12 protein-coding genes are annotated in these 13,141 nt (G+C 73.9%); 8 read left to right on the forward strand and 4 right to left on the reverse strand.

What is annotated here, in order from left to right; translation table 11 throughout:
- Positions 1 to 81: 81 nt before the first annotated feature.
- The gene (gene ligD / locus IO33_RS0122755) at positions 82 to 1,101 is read right to left on the reverse strand and encodes a non-homologous end-joining DNA ligase (RefSeq protein ID WP_031167934.1); all 1,020 of its coding nucleotides are present in this window, start codon (positions 1,099 to 1,101) and stop codon (positions 82 to 84) included.
- A 74-nt stretch (positions 1,102 to 1,175) separates the two neighbouring features.
- Here ligD and IO33_RS0122760 point away from each other — a divergent pair, with 74 nt between their 5' ends.
- Positions 1,176 to 2,252: an ATP-dependent DNA ligase gene (locus tag IO33_RS0122760; RefSeq protein ID WP_031167935.1), complete on the forward strand. Its 1,077-nt coding sequence runs from the start codon at positions 1,176 to 1,178 to the stop codon at positions 2,250 to 2,252.
- A gap of 35 nt (positions 2,253 to 2,287) precedes the next feature.
- Here the strand turns inward: IO33_RS0122760 and IO33_RS0122765 are convergent, their stop codons facing one another.
- Together IO33_RS0122765 and IO33_RS0122770 are read right to left on the reverse strand one after the other, a co-directional pair.
- Positions 2,288 to 3,478, reverse strand: coding sequence for a zinc-dependent alcohol dehydrogenase (locus IO33_RS0122765; protein WP_031167936.1), 1,191 nt, complete (start codon positions 3,476 to 3,478; stop codon positions 2,288 to 2,290).
- 98 nt (positions 3,479 to 3,576) lie between these two features.
- The gene (locus tag IO33_RS0122770) at positions 3,577 to 4,041 is read right to left on the reverse strand and encodes a MarR family winged helix-turn-helix transcriptional regulator (RefSeq protein WP_031167937.1); all 465 of its coding nucleotides are present in this window, start codon (positions 4,039 to 4,041) and stop codon (positions 3,577 to 3,579) included.
- Positions 4,042 to 4,223: 182 nt separating this feature from the next.
- On the opposite strand from IO33_RS0122770, the gene IO33_RS0122775 reads away from it, so the two are divergent.
- The 7 genes from IO33_RS0122775 to IO33_RS0122805 all read left to right on the forward strand — a co-directional run bounded on the left by IO33_RS0122775 (position 4,224) and on the right by IO33_RS0122805 (position 10,434).
- Positions 4,224 to 4,979, forward strand: coding sequence for a CoA transferase subunit A (locus IO33_RS0122775; RefSeq protein ID WP_031167939.1), 756 nt, complete (start codon positions 4,224 to 4,226; stop codon positions 4,977 to 4,979).
- Positions 4,979 to 5,623 carry a CoA transferase subunit B gene (locus tag IO33_RS0122780; protein ID WP_031167941.1) on the forward strand — a complete coding sequence of 215 codons (645 nt, stop codon included), beginning with the start codon at positions 4,979 to 4,981 and terminating at the stop codon, positions 5,621 to 5,623. Before IO33_RS0122775 ends, IO33_RS0122780 begins: the two co-directional genes overlap by 1 nt.
- Positions 5,624 to 5,700: 77 nt before the next feature.
- Positions 5,701 to 6,474 carry a protocatechuate 3,4-dioxygenase subunit beta gene (gene pcaH, locus IO33_RS0122785; protein ID WP_031167943.1) on the forward strand — a complete coding sequence of 258 codons (774 nt, stop codon included), beginning with the start codon at positions 5,701 to 5,703 and terminating at the stop codon, positions 6,472 to 6,474.
- Between the two features lie 4 nt (positions 6,475 to 6,478).
- Positions 6,479 to 7,090 (forward strand): protocatechuate 3,4-dioxygenase subunit alpha, encoded by a 612-nt coding sequence (gene pcaG / locus IO33_RS0122790; RefSeq protein ID WP_031167945.1) that lies wholly within the window; start codon positions 6,479 to 6,481, stop codon positions 7,088 to 7,090.
- Positions 7,087 to 8,427: a 3-carboxy-cis,cis-muconate cycloisomerase gene (gene pcaB / locus IO33_RS0122795; protein ID WP_031167947.1), complete on the forward strand. Its 1,341-nt coding sequence runs from the start codon at positions 7,087 to 7,089 to the stop codon at positions 8,425 to 8,427. Before pcaG ends, pcaB begins: the two co-directional genes overlap by 4 nt.
- Complete coding sequence (gene pcaDC, locus IO33_RS0122800) at positions 8,424 to 9,578, forward strand: bifunctional 3-oxoadipate enol-lactonase/4-carboxymuconolactone decarboxylase PcaDC (RefSeq protein ID WP_031167949.1); 1,155 nt, start codon at positions 8,424 to 8,426, stop codon at positions 9,576 to 9,578. Before pcaB ends, pcaDC begins: the two co-directional genes overlap by 4 nt.
- Before the next feature lie 64 nt (positions 9,579 to 9,642).
- Positions 9,643 to 10,434 carry an SDR family NAD(P)-dependent oxidoreductase gene (locus tag IO33_RS0122805; protein WP_031167951.1) on the forward strand — a complete coding sequence of 264 codons (792 nt, stop codon included), beginning with the start codon at positions 9,643 to 9,645 and terminating at the stop codon, positions 10,432 to 10,434.
- Between the two features lie 7 nt (positions 10,435 to 10,441).
- Here IO33_RS0122805 and IO33_RS0122810 read toward each other — a convergent pair whose 3' ends face one another.
- Positions 10,442 to 13,123, reverse strand: a complete 2,682-nt coding sequence (locus IO33_RS0122810) for an ATP-binding protein (protein ID WP_031167953.1) — start codon at positions 13,121 to 13,123, stop codon at positions 10,442 to 10,444.
- Between the last annotated feature and the right edge of the window lie 18 nt (positions 13,124 to 13,141).

The raw sequence follows: 13,141 nt of genomic DNA on the forward strand, positions 1-13,141 counted from the left end.
GTCAGGATATCCGCGGGGCGCGAGCGGCGCCGGGGCGGCGACAGCGGCCCACCGGTGGGAAGCCGGCGGCGGGACCGGCGTTCAGGACGTCTTCTCCCGCCGGGCCCGGCTCGGCTGGACGCGCTTCGGTTCGCCCGGCATCTTCGGGTACTCCGGTGGGTAGGGCAGGTCGCCCAGGCCGTGGTCGTGTTCGTCGCGGCGGGCCAGCTCCAGCAGCGCCTCCAGGGAGTAGGCGTGGTCGTCCATGTCGGCGTGCACGTCGCCGAGTTCGGCGAAGCGGGCCGGCATGGTGGCGAGGTCGAAATCGGCGGGGTGGGCCACGCCGACCTCCTCCCAGCTCAGGGGCGCCGATACGGGGGCGTTCGGGCGGGGGCGCACGGAGTAGGCGGAGGCGATGGTGCGGTCGCGGGCCGTCTGGTTGTAGTCGAGGAAGATACGGCGGCCTCGCTCCTCCTTCCACCACTTGATCGTCACCTGCTCGGGCATCCGGCGTTCCATCTCGCGGCCGACGGCGATCGCGGCGCGGCGCACCTGGGTGAAGGTCCAGCGCGGTTCGATCGGGACGAAGACGTGCAGGCCACGGCCGCCGGAGGTCTTCGGCCAGCCGCGCAGCCCGCCGAACTCGTCGAGGACCGCGCGCAGTTCGTGGGCTGCACGGGCGGCGTCGTCGTAGTCGGTGCCGGGCTGCGGGTCGAGGTCGATGCGCAGTTCGTCGGGGCGGTCGACGTCGGTCGCGCGCACCGGCCAGGGGTGGAAGGTGAGCGTGCCGTACTGGGCGGCCCAGACGACGGCGCCCTCCTCGGTGGGGCACATCTCGTCGGCGCTGCGGCCGCTGGGGAAGGTGATGTGCGCGGTCGGGATCCAGTCGGGCATGCCCTTCGGCGCCCTCTTCTGGAAGAACCACTCCCCGCCGACGCCGTCCGGGTAGCGCTCCAGGGTGGTGGGGCGGTTGCGCAGGGCGCGCAGGATGCCGGGGCCGACGGCGGCGTAGTACCGGGCGAGGTCCAGCTTGGTGAAACCCCGTTCCGGGAAGAAGACCTTGTCGGGGCTGGACAGGCGTACCGTCCGGCCGCCCACCTCCAGTTCCACCGCAGCACCCATGCGGCCACGGTAGGCGCACCCCGCGTCGCTCGCACACCGGGCGGCAGGGGACGTATGCGCGCAGAATCAGGGGCATGGACCTGCCGGTGATGCCGCCTGTGAAGCCCATGCTCGCCAAGTCGGTGGCCAGGATCCCGCCGGGTATGCACTACGAGGCGAAGTGGGACGGGTTCCGTTCGATCGTGTTCCGGGACGGGACGGAGGTCGAGCTGGGCAGCCGTACCGGAAAGCCGCTGACCAGGTACTTTCCCGAGCTGGTGGCGGCCCTGAAGGAGCGGGTGCCGACGCGGTGCGTGCTCGACGGGGAGATCGTGATCGCCCGGGACGGGCGGCTGGACTTCGACGCGCTGACCGAGCGCATCCACCCGGCGGACTCCCGGGTGCGGATGCTGGCGGAGCGGACCCCGGCGTCGTTCGTCGCCTTCGACCTGCTCGCGCTGGACGACGAGTCGCTGCTCGACGTGGAGCTGACCGGCCGCCGGGCGCTGCTGGACCGGGCGCTCGCCGAGGCCGCGCCGCCGGTGCATCTGGCGCCCGCCACGACCGATCTGGAGGTGGCCGGGCAGTGGTTCGAGCAGTTCGAGGGTGCGGGACTCGACGGGATCGTCGCCAAGCCGCTGACCCTGCGCTACCGGCAGGACGAGCGGGCCATGTTCAAGATCAAGCACGAGCGGACGGCGGACGTGGTCGTGGCCGGATACCGCTTCCACAAGAGCGGCCCGGTGGTCGGCTCGCTGCTGCTGGGGCTGTACGATGACCGCGGCGGACTCCAGCACGTGGGCGTGTCGGCCGCCTTCACCATGAAGAGGCGCGCCGAGCTCGTCGAGGAGCTGGCGCCGCTGCGCATGGACGACGTGGCCGGGCACCCGTGGGCGGCCTGGTCGGACGAGGCCGCCCATGAGACGGCCCGGCTGCCGGGGGCGCCGAGCCGCTGGTCCGGCAAGAAAGACCTGTCCTGGGTGCCGCTGCGGCCCGAGCGGGTCGCCGAGGTGGCCTACGACCACATGGAGAACGGGCAGCGCTTCCGGCACACCGCCCGCTTCCGCCGCTGGCGCCCGGACCGCACACCGCGCAGCTGCACCTACGCCCAGCTGGAGGAGCCGGTCCGCTACGACCTCGCGGAGATCCTCGGTGAGAAGGACCCGGGCTGACCGGCCGACCGCACGGCTCGGGGCCCAGGGCCGGCTCAGGGCTGCATGAGGATCTTGATGGCGCCGTCCTGCTTGCGCTGGAACATCTCGTAGGCGTGCGGGGCCTCGGCGAGCGGCATCCGGTGGGTGGCGAAGTCCTCGACCCCCAGCGGGTCCTCGTCGGTCAGGTACGGCATGATCCGGTCGGTCCAGCGGCGGACGTTGGCCTGGCCCATGCGCAGCTGGATCTGCTTGTCGAACAGGGTGAGCATCGGCATCGGATCGGCCATCCCGCCGTAGACACCGCTCAGCGAGATGGTGCCGCCGCGCCGGACCAGGTCGATCGCCATGTACAGGGCGCCGAGCCGGTCGACGGCGAAGCGCTCCGCGAGCGGCGCGCCGAGTTTGCGGGGCAGGAGCCCGGTGGCGGCCTGGGCGAGCTTGGCGGCGGCGCTGCCGTGGGCCTCGGTGCCGACGGCGTCGATCACGGCGTCCGGGCCCCGGCCGCCGGTCTCGTCGCGGATGGCGTGGACCAGCGCCTTTTCGTCGTCGAAGGCCCTGAGGTCGTACGTCTGGACACCGTCCCGGCCGGCCCGCGCGAGCCGTTCCGGCACCAAGTCGACGCCGAACACACGCTCCGCGCCCAGCGCCAGCGCGATCCGGCAGGACATGTCACCGATGGGCCCGAGACCCAGGACGGCGAGGGTGCCGCCGGGCGGTACGGCGGCGTACTCGACGGCCTGCCAGGCGGTGGGCAGCACGTCGGAGAGGTAGACGAAACGGTCGTCCGGCGGGCCCTCCGGCACCTTGATCGGACCGAACTGCGCCTGCGGGACGCGCAGATACTCGGCCTGGCCGCCGGGGACGGCGCCGTACAGGCGGGTGTAGCCGAACAGCGCGGCGCCCATGCCCTCGCCGGTGACCTGGGTGGTCTCGCACTGGGTGGGCAGACCGGTCTCGCACATGAAGCAGCGTCCGCAGGCGATCTGGAAGGGCACCACGACACGGTCCCCGGCCATGAGATCCGGCACGCCGGCGCCGACCTCCTCGACGATGCCCATCGGTTCGTGCCCGAGGATGTCGCCCGGGGTCATGAACGGGGTGAGCACCTCGTACAGATGCAGGTCCGAGCCGCACAGTCCGGTGGATGTGACGCGGATGACGGCGTCCGTGGGCTCCTCGATCCGCGGGTCGGGCACGTCCTCCACCCGGACGTCCCGCCTGCCCTGCCAGGTGACTGCCTTCATGGGGTCGCGCTCCCTCGGTCGCGTGGGCGTTTCGCGGTGGCGCCCGGGTACCCGTGCTCCCCGGCGCCCAACCCCCGCCCGGCCCGCCGCCGTGCCGGTCAGCTCCGGGTGACCGCCGGCTCCGCCGGGTCGCGCAGGTCCTCGGCCGCGGCCGCGACCCGGCGGATCAGGTCGAAGAACACGGTCCGTTCCCCGGCGGACAGCGGCGCCAGGAAGACCTGGTTCATCCGGGCGGTGCGCACGGTCAGCCTGCGGTGGGTGCGCAGGCCCTCGTCGGTGAGGCGGAGCAGGTAGCGCCGGCCGTCCTGCGGGTCGCGCACCTTGTGCAGCAGCTCGCGGCGGCCGAGCCGGCTGATGACCTCGGCGATGGTCGACCGGTCCAGCCCCACCCGCTCCCCCACGGTCCGCTGGTCGAGGCCCGGTTCGGCGACGAGGGCGTTCATGACCGCGAACTGGGGTGAGGTGATCTCCTCCGAGACCATGGTGTTCCACAGCAGGTAGTGCGCCTGCTGCAGCCGCCGGGCCAGGTGCCCGGGATGGGTGGTGAGGTCCACCGCGGCCATGCGCGCTCCTCCGGTTCAGTTCGTTTGCGCACTGACGATAACCGACGTACGACTCAGCCGCCTCCCCTTCGAAGCACACATATGCCGAGGCCTTGACGGCTCTCTGCTCCGGTGGCAGCGTGAGGCGCACCTCGTTTGAATACTCAGTGCCCTGACTAATTCGAAGAGATGGGGCTGCACGGATGGACAAGGTGGTCTCCACGGCCCGGGAGGCGGTGGCCGATGTGCCGGGCGGCGCGTCCCTCGCGGTCGGCGGGTTCGGGCTGAGCGGTGTGCCCGACGTGCTGATCCGGGCGCTGTACGAGCGCGGGGTGGGCGCGCTGAGCGTGGTGTCGAACAACTGCGGGGCGATGGAGTCCGGGCTCGCGGTGCTGCTGGCCGCGGGGCGGATCGCCCGGGTGACCGGCTCGTACATCGGCGCCAACAAGGAGTTCGCCCGCCAGTACCTGGCCGGTGAGCTGGAGGTGGAGCTGATCCCCCAGGGCACGCTGGCCGAGCGGCTGCGCGCGGGCGGCGCCGGCATCCCCGCCTTCTACACCCCCGCCGGGGTCGGCACCCAGGTCGCCGACGGCGGACTGCCCTGGCGCCACGACGGCGAGGGCGGCGTCGCGCTGGCCTCCCCGCCGAAGGAGGTGCGGGAGTTCGACGGCGTCGAGCACGTCCTGGAGCGGGCCATCCGCACCGACTTCGCGCTGGTCAGGGCGGCGAAGGGCGACCGGCACGGAAACCTCGTGTTCCACCGGTCCGCCCGCAACTTCAACCCCCTGGCCGCCATGGCCGGAAAGGTGACGATCGCCGAGGTGGAGGCACTGGCCGAGCCCGGCGAGATCGACCCGGACGCCGTCCACCTGCCGGGCGTCTTCGTGCAGCGGGTCGTGCCGCTGACCCCGGAGCAGGCGGTGGACAAGCGGATCGAGCGGCGGACGGTGAGCGGCTGATGGCCTGGACACGCGAGGAGATCGCCGCGCGCGCGGCACGCGACCTGCGCGACGGCCAGTACGTCAACCTCGGCATCGGCCTGCCGACGCTGATCCCGAACCATCTCCGCCTGGGCGTCGAGGTCGTCCTGCAGTCGGAGAACGGCATCCTGGGCACGGGCCCCTACCCGTCCGACGACCGGGTCGACCCGGATCTGATCAACGCCGGCAAGGAGACGGTCACCGTCCTGCCAGGCGCCTCCTTCTTCGACTCGGCGCTGTCCTTCGCGATGATCCGCGGCGGGCACATCGACGTGGCCGTGCTCGGCGCCCTGCAGGTCTCGGCCGGCGGCGACCTGGCCAACTGGGCCGTGCCGGGCAGGCTGGTGACCGGGATCGGCGGCGCGATGGACCTCGTGCACGGCGCCCGTCAGGTGATCGTGGTGATGACCCACACCGCGAAGGACGGCTCCCCGAAGATCCTCAAGGAGTGCACGCTGCCGCTCACGGGCAGGGCCTGTGTGAACCGGGTCATCACCGACCTCGCGGTCCTGGACGTCACCGAGCGGGGACCAGCCCTGGTCGAGACCGCCCCCGGTGTGACCGTCGAGGAGGTCGTCGCCCGGACCGACGCGGAACTGATCCTCGCGGAGAACCTGCTGTGAACGCGGTCAACACCGAACGCCGCGCACGTCGCTCTCGCCCTCGCCCTCGCCCTCCAGGAAAGCATCAGGTATCCCCGATGACTCTCACCCAGCAGGACGTCGACCAGGAGATCGCCGCCGAGCGCGCCGCGTACGAGGAGCGCCTCGCCGGCGGCGCGCCCGTCGAGCACCACCCCCGCCGCGACTACGCGCCCTACCGCTCCTCCGTCCTCCGCCACCCCCAGCGGCCCCTGGTCGCCGTCGACACCGCCCAGGACCCCGAGATGGTGGAGCTGTACTCCCCCGCCTTCGGTGAGCGCGACATCACCGGGATCGACAACGACCTCACCCGGCACCACCGGGGCGATCCGGTCGGCGAGCGGATCACCGTATCCGGCCGGCTGCTGGACCGCTCCGGGCGCCCGGTACCCGGCCAGCTGGTCGAGATCTGGCAGGCGAACTCGGCCGGCCGCTACGCGCACCGGCGCGAACAGCACGACGCCCCGCTCGACCCGAACTTCACCGGCTCCGGCCGCACCCTCACCGACGCCGAGGGCCGCTACCACTTCACCACCATCCGGCCGGGCCCGTATCCGTGGCGCAACCACGTCAACGCCTGGCGCCCCGCCCACATCCACTTCTCGGTGTTCGGCACGGCGTTCACCCAGCGGCTGGTGACGCAGATGTACTTCCCCGGCGACCCGCTCTTCCCGTACGACCCGATCCTGCAGTCGGTGACGGACGACGCGGCCCGGCAGCGGCTGGTCGCGTCCTACGACCACGGCCTGTCCGTGCCGGAGTTCTCCCTCGGCTACCACTGGGACATCGTGCTGGACGGCCCGGTCGCCACCTGGATCGAAGAAGGGCGCTGAGTCCATGACGAAGACCGGCACGAGCAGCCCCGGCCGGCCGGACCAGGTCCTGCCCACCCCGTCCCACACGGTCGGCCCGTTCTACGGCTACGCCCTGCCCTTCCGCGGCGGCGAGGAGATCGCACCGCTGGGCCACCCGGACACGATCACCGTGCACGGGTACGTCCTCGACGGCGCGGGCGGGCCACTGCCGGACGCGCTCGTCGAGCTGTGGGGTCCGCGCCCCGACGGCACGGTCCCGCGGGTGGACGGCTCCATCCGCCGGGATCCGGCCACCGGCGGCTGTCCGGGCCGCAACGGCGTGGAGTTCACCGGCTGGGGCCGCGTCCAGACCGACGCCGGCGGCCACTGGTACGCCCGCACCCTGCGCCCCGGCGCCCGCGGGCGCAGCGCCCCCTGCCTCAGCGTCTGTGTCTTCGCGCGCGGCCTGCTCGTGCACCTGTTCACCCGGATCTACCTGCCGGGCGACGACGCCGCCCTCGCCGCCGACCCGCTGCTCACCCGGGTGGGCGACCGGCGCGACACGCTGATCGCCGCCGAGGAGGCCCCGGGCACCTACCGTTTCGACATCCGCCTTCAGGGTGAGGGCGAGACGGTCTTCCTGGAGTTCCGGTGACATTCGCATCCCCTCCGTACGCCGACACCGGCCTGCTCGCCCCCGAGTGGGGGCTGTCGGACGCCGCGGCCGAGACCGGTGACCTCGCGTACCTGCAGGCGCTGCTGGACGCCGAGGCCGGGCTGACCAGGGCACAGGCCGCGCTGGGGCTGGCCCCGGCCGAGGCCGCGACGGCGGTGACGCGGGCCGCGGTCCGGGACCGGTTCGGCGTGCGTTCGTTGGCGGCGCGCACCCGCGAGGGCGGCAACCCGGTCATCCCGCTGGTGGCCGACCTGACGAGGGAGGTCGGCGAGGAGTACGGCCCCTACGTCCACCGGGGCGCCACCAGCCAGGACATCATGGACACGGCGACGATGCTGGTGGCCGCGCGCACCCTCGGGGTGGTCCTGGCCGGCCTCGGCCGCACCGAGCGGGCGCTGGCCGCACTCGCCACCGAGCACCGGGACACGGTGATGCCGGGACGGACGCTCACCCAGCACGCCGTACCGACCACGTTCGGGCTGAAGGCGGCCGGCTGGCGCTCGCTGGTCCTGGACGCGACGGACCGCGTGACCCGGGTACGGGCCGCGCTCCCCGTCCAACTCGGCGGCGCCGCCGGCACCCTGGCGGCGTTCCAGGCGTACGGCGCCGCGGACGCCGCCGCCCTGGTCCGGGAGTACGCCGGTCAAGTCGGTCTCGCGGCACCGGTGTTGCCCTGGCACGCGCTGCGCACGCCGATCGCGGACCTGGCGGGGTGCCTGGCCTGCACGGCGGGGGCTCTGGGCAAGTTCGGGGTGGATGTCCTGACGCTGTCGCGCACCGAGATCGGCGAGGTGAGCGAGGGCAGCGGCGGCGGCTCGTCGGCCATGCCGCACAAGGCGAACCCCGTACGCTCCACCCTCCTGGCGGCCGCCGCCCGGCGCGCCCCCCAGCTCGCGGCCACGCTGTACGGCTCCCTGGCCGCCGAGGACGAACGGCCGGCCGGCGCCTGGCATGCCGAGTGGGCGCCGCTGCGCGACCTGCTCCGGCTGGTGGGCGGCACGGCCGAGCACGCGGCGGGGCTGGCCGAGGGACTGCGTGTGCACCCGGCCGCGATGCGCCGCAACCTCGGCACCACCGGGGGGCTGATCGTCTCCGAACGGCTGGCCGCCGCCCTCGCCCCGGTCCTCGGCCCTGCCCGCGCCCGCGCGCTGCTGACCGAACTGGCCCGCCGTGCCCACGCCGAGGGCCGGCCACTGTCCGAACTCCTCGCCGGGCAAGAGGAGTTGAGGGGAGTCGATCTGGACGACCTGAGCGACCCCGCCCACTACACCGGCTTCGCCGAGTCCCTCACCGACCGTGCCCTGGAGCGACGTTGACCGAGACCCTCCCGCATCACCTGGCCGAAGGCCCGGCTTCCGCTCCTCCGCTGCTGCTCGGGCCCTCGCTCGGCACGTCGTACGCCCTGTGGGACGCGGTCGCGCCCGAGCTGTCGGCCGCCCACCGCGTGGTGCGCTGGGACCTGCCGGGGCACGGCGGGTCGGCCCCGGGGCTGATCGGACCGGGTGCGACCGTCGGTGACCTCGCCGCACTGGTGCTGGCGCTCGCCGACGCCCTCGGCCACGACCGGTTCGCCTACGCGGGCGTCTCGCTCGGCGGCGCCGTCGGCCTCCACCTGGCCGTGCACCACCCCGAGCGGCTGACCTCGCTGGCCGTGCTGTGCTCCTCCGCCCACTTCGGCGACGGCACGGCCTGGCGGGAGCGGGCGCGGCGGGTGCGCGACGAGGGCATGGCGTGGCTGGCGGAGAGCGCCGACGCGCGCTGGTTCACCCCCGGGTTCAGCGTGCCCAGGCTGGTCCGGGACCACCGCGAGGCCGATCCGGGGGCGTACGCCGCCTGTTGCGACGCGCTCGCCGCGTTCGACCTGCGCGACCGGCTCGGCGACATCGCCGTACCGACGCTCCTGGTGGCGGGCCGGGAGGATCCCGCGACGCCGCCCGCGCATCTGCGGGAGATCGCCGACGCCGTGCCCGGCGCCACGCTGCTGGAGCTGCCCGGTGCCTCCCATCTGGCGCCCGCGCAGTGCCCGCGGGCCGTGCTGAGCGCACTGCGCACCCAGCTCGACTGGCCGGCGGCCGGCGGGATGGCGGTGCGCCGGGAGGTGCTGGGCGATGCGCACGTGGACCGGGCGCAGGCCCGGCAGACCCCGTTCACCGCCCGCTTCCAGGACTTCGTCTCCCGCTACGCCTGGGGGGAGATCTGGACCGACCCGACGCTGTCGCGCCGCGAGCGCAGCATGATCACGCTGACCGCGCTGGTCGCCCACGGCCGCGACGACGAGCTGGCGATGCACGTCCGGGCGGCGCGGCGCAACGGACTGACGGCGCAGGAGATCGGCGCGGTGCTGCTGCAGACCGCCGTGTACTGCGGGGTGCCGGCCGCGAACTCCGCGTTCGCGACGGCCCAGCGGGTCCTCGCCGAGGAGCACGGGGAGCACGGGGAGGAGGCCCGGTCCGAGGGCCGAGGGTGACCCTGCTGGTCGTAGCTTCACCAGCACCCCTGTCCCGGTGCCGGACCGTGCCTAGGGTGAGAGCATGTCCACCATTCTGATCACCGGTGCCACCTCCGGACTCGGCCGGTACGTCGCCTTCGAACTGGTCCGCTCCGGTCATGTGGTCCTCGCCCACGGCCGCGACCGGCAGCGCACCGAGCGGCTGGTCGCGGAGCTGCGCACCGAGGGCGAGGCCGAGGGTTTCGTCGCCGACCTGGCCCGCCTCGCCGAGGTGCGCGAGCTGGGTGCCCGGGTCGCAGGGACGTATCCCGGCCTCGACGTGCTGATCAACAACGCGGGAGTGGGCGGCGGCACGCCCGGTTCGAGGCGGGAGCTGAGCGCCGACGGCCATGAGCTGCGGCTCGCCGTGAACTATCTCGCGCCCGTCGTCCTCACCCGGTCCCTGCTGCCGGTCCTGCGCGCGAACCCGCCGGCCCGGATCGTGAACGTCGGCTCGGCCGGCCAGGAACCCCTCGACTTCGGCGACCCGGAACTCACCCGCGGCTACGACGGTGTGTCGGCGTACTGCCGCAGCAAGTTCGCCCTCGCCGCGCACACCTTCACGCTCGCCGCGGAACTGGCGGACACCGGGGTGTCGGTGAACGTCGTGCACCCCGCCACCTACATGGACACGGCGATGGTCCGCGAGGGCGGCATCGCCCCGTGGAACTCGGTCGCCGACGGAGCGCCGGGCGTGCTGGCGCTGGCCACGCAAGAGCGGGGCAGCGGAGGCTACTTCGACGGGACGCGGCGGGCGCGGGCGCACGAGGAGGCGTACGACCCGGAGGTACGCAGGCGACTGGCGGCGGTCACGGAGCAGCTGCTCGCGATGTGAGGCCGGCCTACCGCAGCCCCCGGCCCGTCTCCAGCACCTCCCTCGCCTGGGCCACCAGCCCCTCCGCGCCGCAGGCCCGGGCGAGGTCGAGGCCCCTGCCCAGTTCCGCGACGGAGCGGGCGGCGATGCCGTACTCGACGCGGGCCGCCGCGTGTTCGTACTGGCAGGGTGAGGCCTCCAGATAGGTGACGGCCTGGGCGGCGAGCTGGACCGCCCGACCACCCGTCTCCAGGGCGGCGGCGCAGCGCAGGGCCTCGCCGATGGCGGTGTCCGTGCCGAAGCGCTCGGCCTGCCGGCGGGCGTCGGAGGCGAGCCGGGCGGCGCGGGCCGGGTCCTGGTCGGCGACGGCCCTCGCGAGGTCGACGGACCAGGGCGACAGGACGGGGTTGTGGCCGCCGCGCGAGGCGGCCGTCTTCTCGGCGGCCTCCAGTTCGTGGACGCCCTCGCTGGTGCGGCCGACGGCCAGCAGCAGCCGGCCGCGCACGCAGCGGATGTCGGGCAGCACGATCGTGGACGGGTAGGGCGGCGCGAAGCCGTACTGCTCGGCGATCGACCAGGCCTCCTCGACACGGCCGCGGGCCAGCAGCGTGTCGACCAGTCCGCAGGTCGCCGACCAGTACAGCGGCAGGCGGCGGCCGACGCGTTCGGCGAGGACGAGGGCCTCGCGCAGGGTGGACTCGGCGTCGCGCAGCCGGCCCTGTCTGCGGTAGGCGAGCCCGAGGAAGGCGTTGGCGAGGGAGAGGTGGCCGCCGCGCCAGCCGGCGGTGGTGTAGGCACGCAGGGCCTCGGCGAAGAGGCTCTCGGCGCGGTCGAGCCGGTCGGCATAGGCGTACGCGCTGCCGAGCATCATCAGCAGCTCCATGCCCCACTCCTGGTCGGTCCAGCCGAGGCCGGGTGCCAGGCGGCCGTTGACCAGGGCCCGGTCGCACAGTTCGAGGACCTCGTCGGCGCTCTCGCCGTGGGTCATGGCGTCGAAGCCGCGCAGGATCAGCAGGGCGCGTTCGGCGTTGTCGCGGCCGGTGCAGGTGCGCGCGAGGTCGGCCAGGCGCCGGGAGCGGGCCGGGGAGACCGTCTCGCCGTGGATGCCCTCCCACATGAACTGCACCGCATGCAGGCGCAGCTTGACGGGGCCGGGTTCGTGCCGTGCGGCCTCGGCCTCGACCGTGCGGACGGCCTCCTCCAGCTGGTCGTTGTGGAGCAGGGCCCGGGACAGCCGGACCACGGCGTCGACCCGCCGCCGGCCGTCGAGGCCGGGCAGGCCGAGGGCGTGCTGGAGGTGCTCGATGGTGACGGCGGGCGCGGTGAGCAGGGTGGCGCAGCCCAGTTCGTACAGGACGTGCGCGTGGACGTCGGGGAGCGGCGGCTCGCGCAGGGCGCGTTCGAGGCAGATGCGGGCCGCGTCCGGGGCGCCGACGGCGAGGTGGTCGCGGGCGGCCTCGCGCAGCTGCTCGACGAGTTCCTCGTCCCCGTCCGGGTGCACCTTCAGCAGGTGCCGGGCGGCCTGGGAGGCGCCGCGGCCCAGTTCGGTGATGATCTGGGCGGCGACACCGTGCATGGCGGTGCACACGCCGGAGGGGATGGAGTTGTAGACGGCGGTGGCGATGAGCGGGTGGACGAACTCCAGCTCGCCCTCCTCGCGCTCGGTGCCGGCCACCGGCGCGGGTTCGGTGAGGATGCGGGCGGTGCAGAGCAGGTCGGCGCAGTGCCGGGCCACGGCCTCGTCCATGGTGGCGAGGCGGGCGACCATGTCGACGGTGATGCCGGTGCCGAGGATGGCGGCGGCCCAGGCGAACTGGGTGGCCTCCAGGCCGAGCCCCTTGAGCCGGTCGACCAGTCCGCCGCCGCGCGCGGCGCGGTTGAGGGCGCGCAGTTCGCCGGCCCGGCCCTCGACCGGCTGGAGTTCGCTGTCCTGCACCTTGGCGAGGAGTTCGACGGTCTCGTAGGGGTTGCCGGCGGTCACGGCCCAGACCTCGCGGCAGAACGCGTCGTCGGCGTGCCGGCCGAGGGTGGCGCGGGTGAGTCCGGCGGCGGCGTCGGGGGTGAGGGCCCTGAGGCTGCTCACGGTACGGCCCGCGGCGGCCACCGCGTCGAGGTGGCGGGCGCTGTCGCCGCTGACCTCGCCGGGCCGGCGGGCGACCACGACGAGGACGGAGAGGTCGTCCAGGCGTTCGGCGAAGGCGGCGAGCCAGCGCAAGGTCTCCTGGTCGGCCCAGTGGGCGTCGTCGATCAGCAGCACGAGCGGCCACTCGCGGCGGGCGAGCCGGCGTACCGCCGCGACGAGTCCGTCGCACACGTACTGCGGGTCGGCGCTGCCTTCCTGCGGTTCGGCTATGCCGAGGGCGGGGCCGGCGATGTCGTACCAGTCGCCGAGGTACTCGCGGGCCTCCTCCGGCAGCAGGGACAGCAGAGCGGGCTGGAGCAGCTGCCGTACCACGTTGAACGGGACCGACCGCAGGGTTTCCGCACCCCGCGCGGACCACACGGCGCAGCCGCGGCGTTCGGCGATGCGGCGCGTCTCGGCCAGCAGCGCGGTCTTGCCGAGGCCCGCCTCGCCGCGGATGACCAGCAGACTCCCCGCGGACGACTGGTCGGCGCACAGGAGGTCGAGTGCCTGCGCGACGGTGGCGATCTCCCCGTCCCGCTCCCACAGGCAGGCCGAGGCGGCCGCCGGCGGCCGTCCCTCCGTCATTCCGATACCTCCCCAGGT

Origin of the sequence: Streptomyces durhamensis (genome assembly GCF_000725475.1) — a bacterium.
In the GTDB taxonomy this organism is placed as follows: Bacteria; Actinomycetota; Actinomycetes; order Streptomycetales; family Streptomycetaceae; genus Streptomyces; species Streptomyces filipinensis.

What these genes read in the sequence shown, in the direction of transcription:
- ligD (WP_031167934.1), bottom strand. Translation starts at nt 1,101, where the DNA reads ATGGGTGCTGCGGTGGAACTGGAGGTGGGCGGCCGGACGGTACGCCTG.
- IO33_RS0122780 (WP_031167941.1), top strand. Translation starts at nt 4,979, where the DNA reads ATGGCCTGGACACGCGAGGAGATCGCCGCGCGCGCGGCACGCGACCTG.
- IO33_RS0122765 (WP_031167936.1), bottom strand. Translation starts at nt 3,478, where the DNA reads ATGAAGGCAGTCACCTGGCAGGGCAGGCGGGACGTCCGGGTGGAGGAC.
- IO33_RS0122805 (WP_031167951.1), top strand. Translation starts at nt 9,643, where the DNA reads ATGTCCACCATTCTGATCACCGGTGCCACCTCCGGACTCGGCCGGTAC.
- IO33_RS0122760 (WP_031167935.1), top strand. Translation starts at nt 1,176, where the DNA reads ATGGACCTGCCGGTGATGCCGCCTGTGAAGCCCATGCTCGCCAAGTCG.
- pcaH (WP_031167943.1), top strand. Translation starts at nt 5,701, where the DNA reads ATGACTCTCACCCAGCAGGACGTCGACCAGGAGATCGCCGCCGAGCGC.
- IO33_RS0122770 (WP_031167937.1), bottom strand. Translation starts at nt 4,041, where the DNA reads ATGGCCGCGGTGGACCTCACCACCCATCCCGGGCACCTGGCCCGGCGG.
- pcaG (WP_031167945.1), top strand. Translation starts at nt 6,479, where the DNA reads ATGACGAAGACCGGCACGAGCAGCCCCGGCCGGCCGGACCAGGTCCTG.
- IO33_RS0122775 (WP_031167939.1), top strand. Translation starts at nt 4,224, where the DNA reads ATGGACAAGGTGGTCTCCACGGCCCGGGAGGCGGTGGCCGATGTGCCG.
- IO33_RS0122810 (WP_031167953.1), bottom strand. Translation starts at nt 13,123, where the DNA reads ATGACGGAGGGACGGCCGCCGGCGGCCGCCTCGGCCTGCCTGTGGGAG.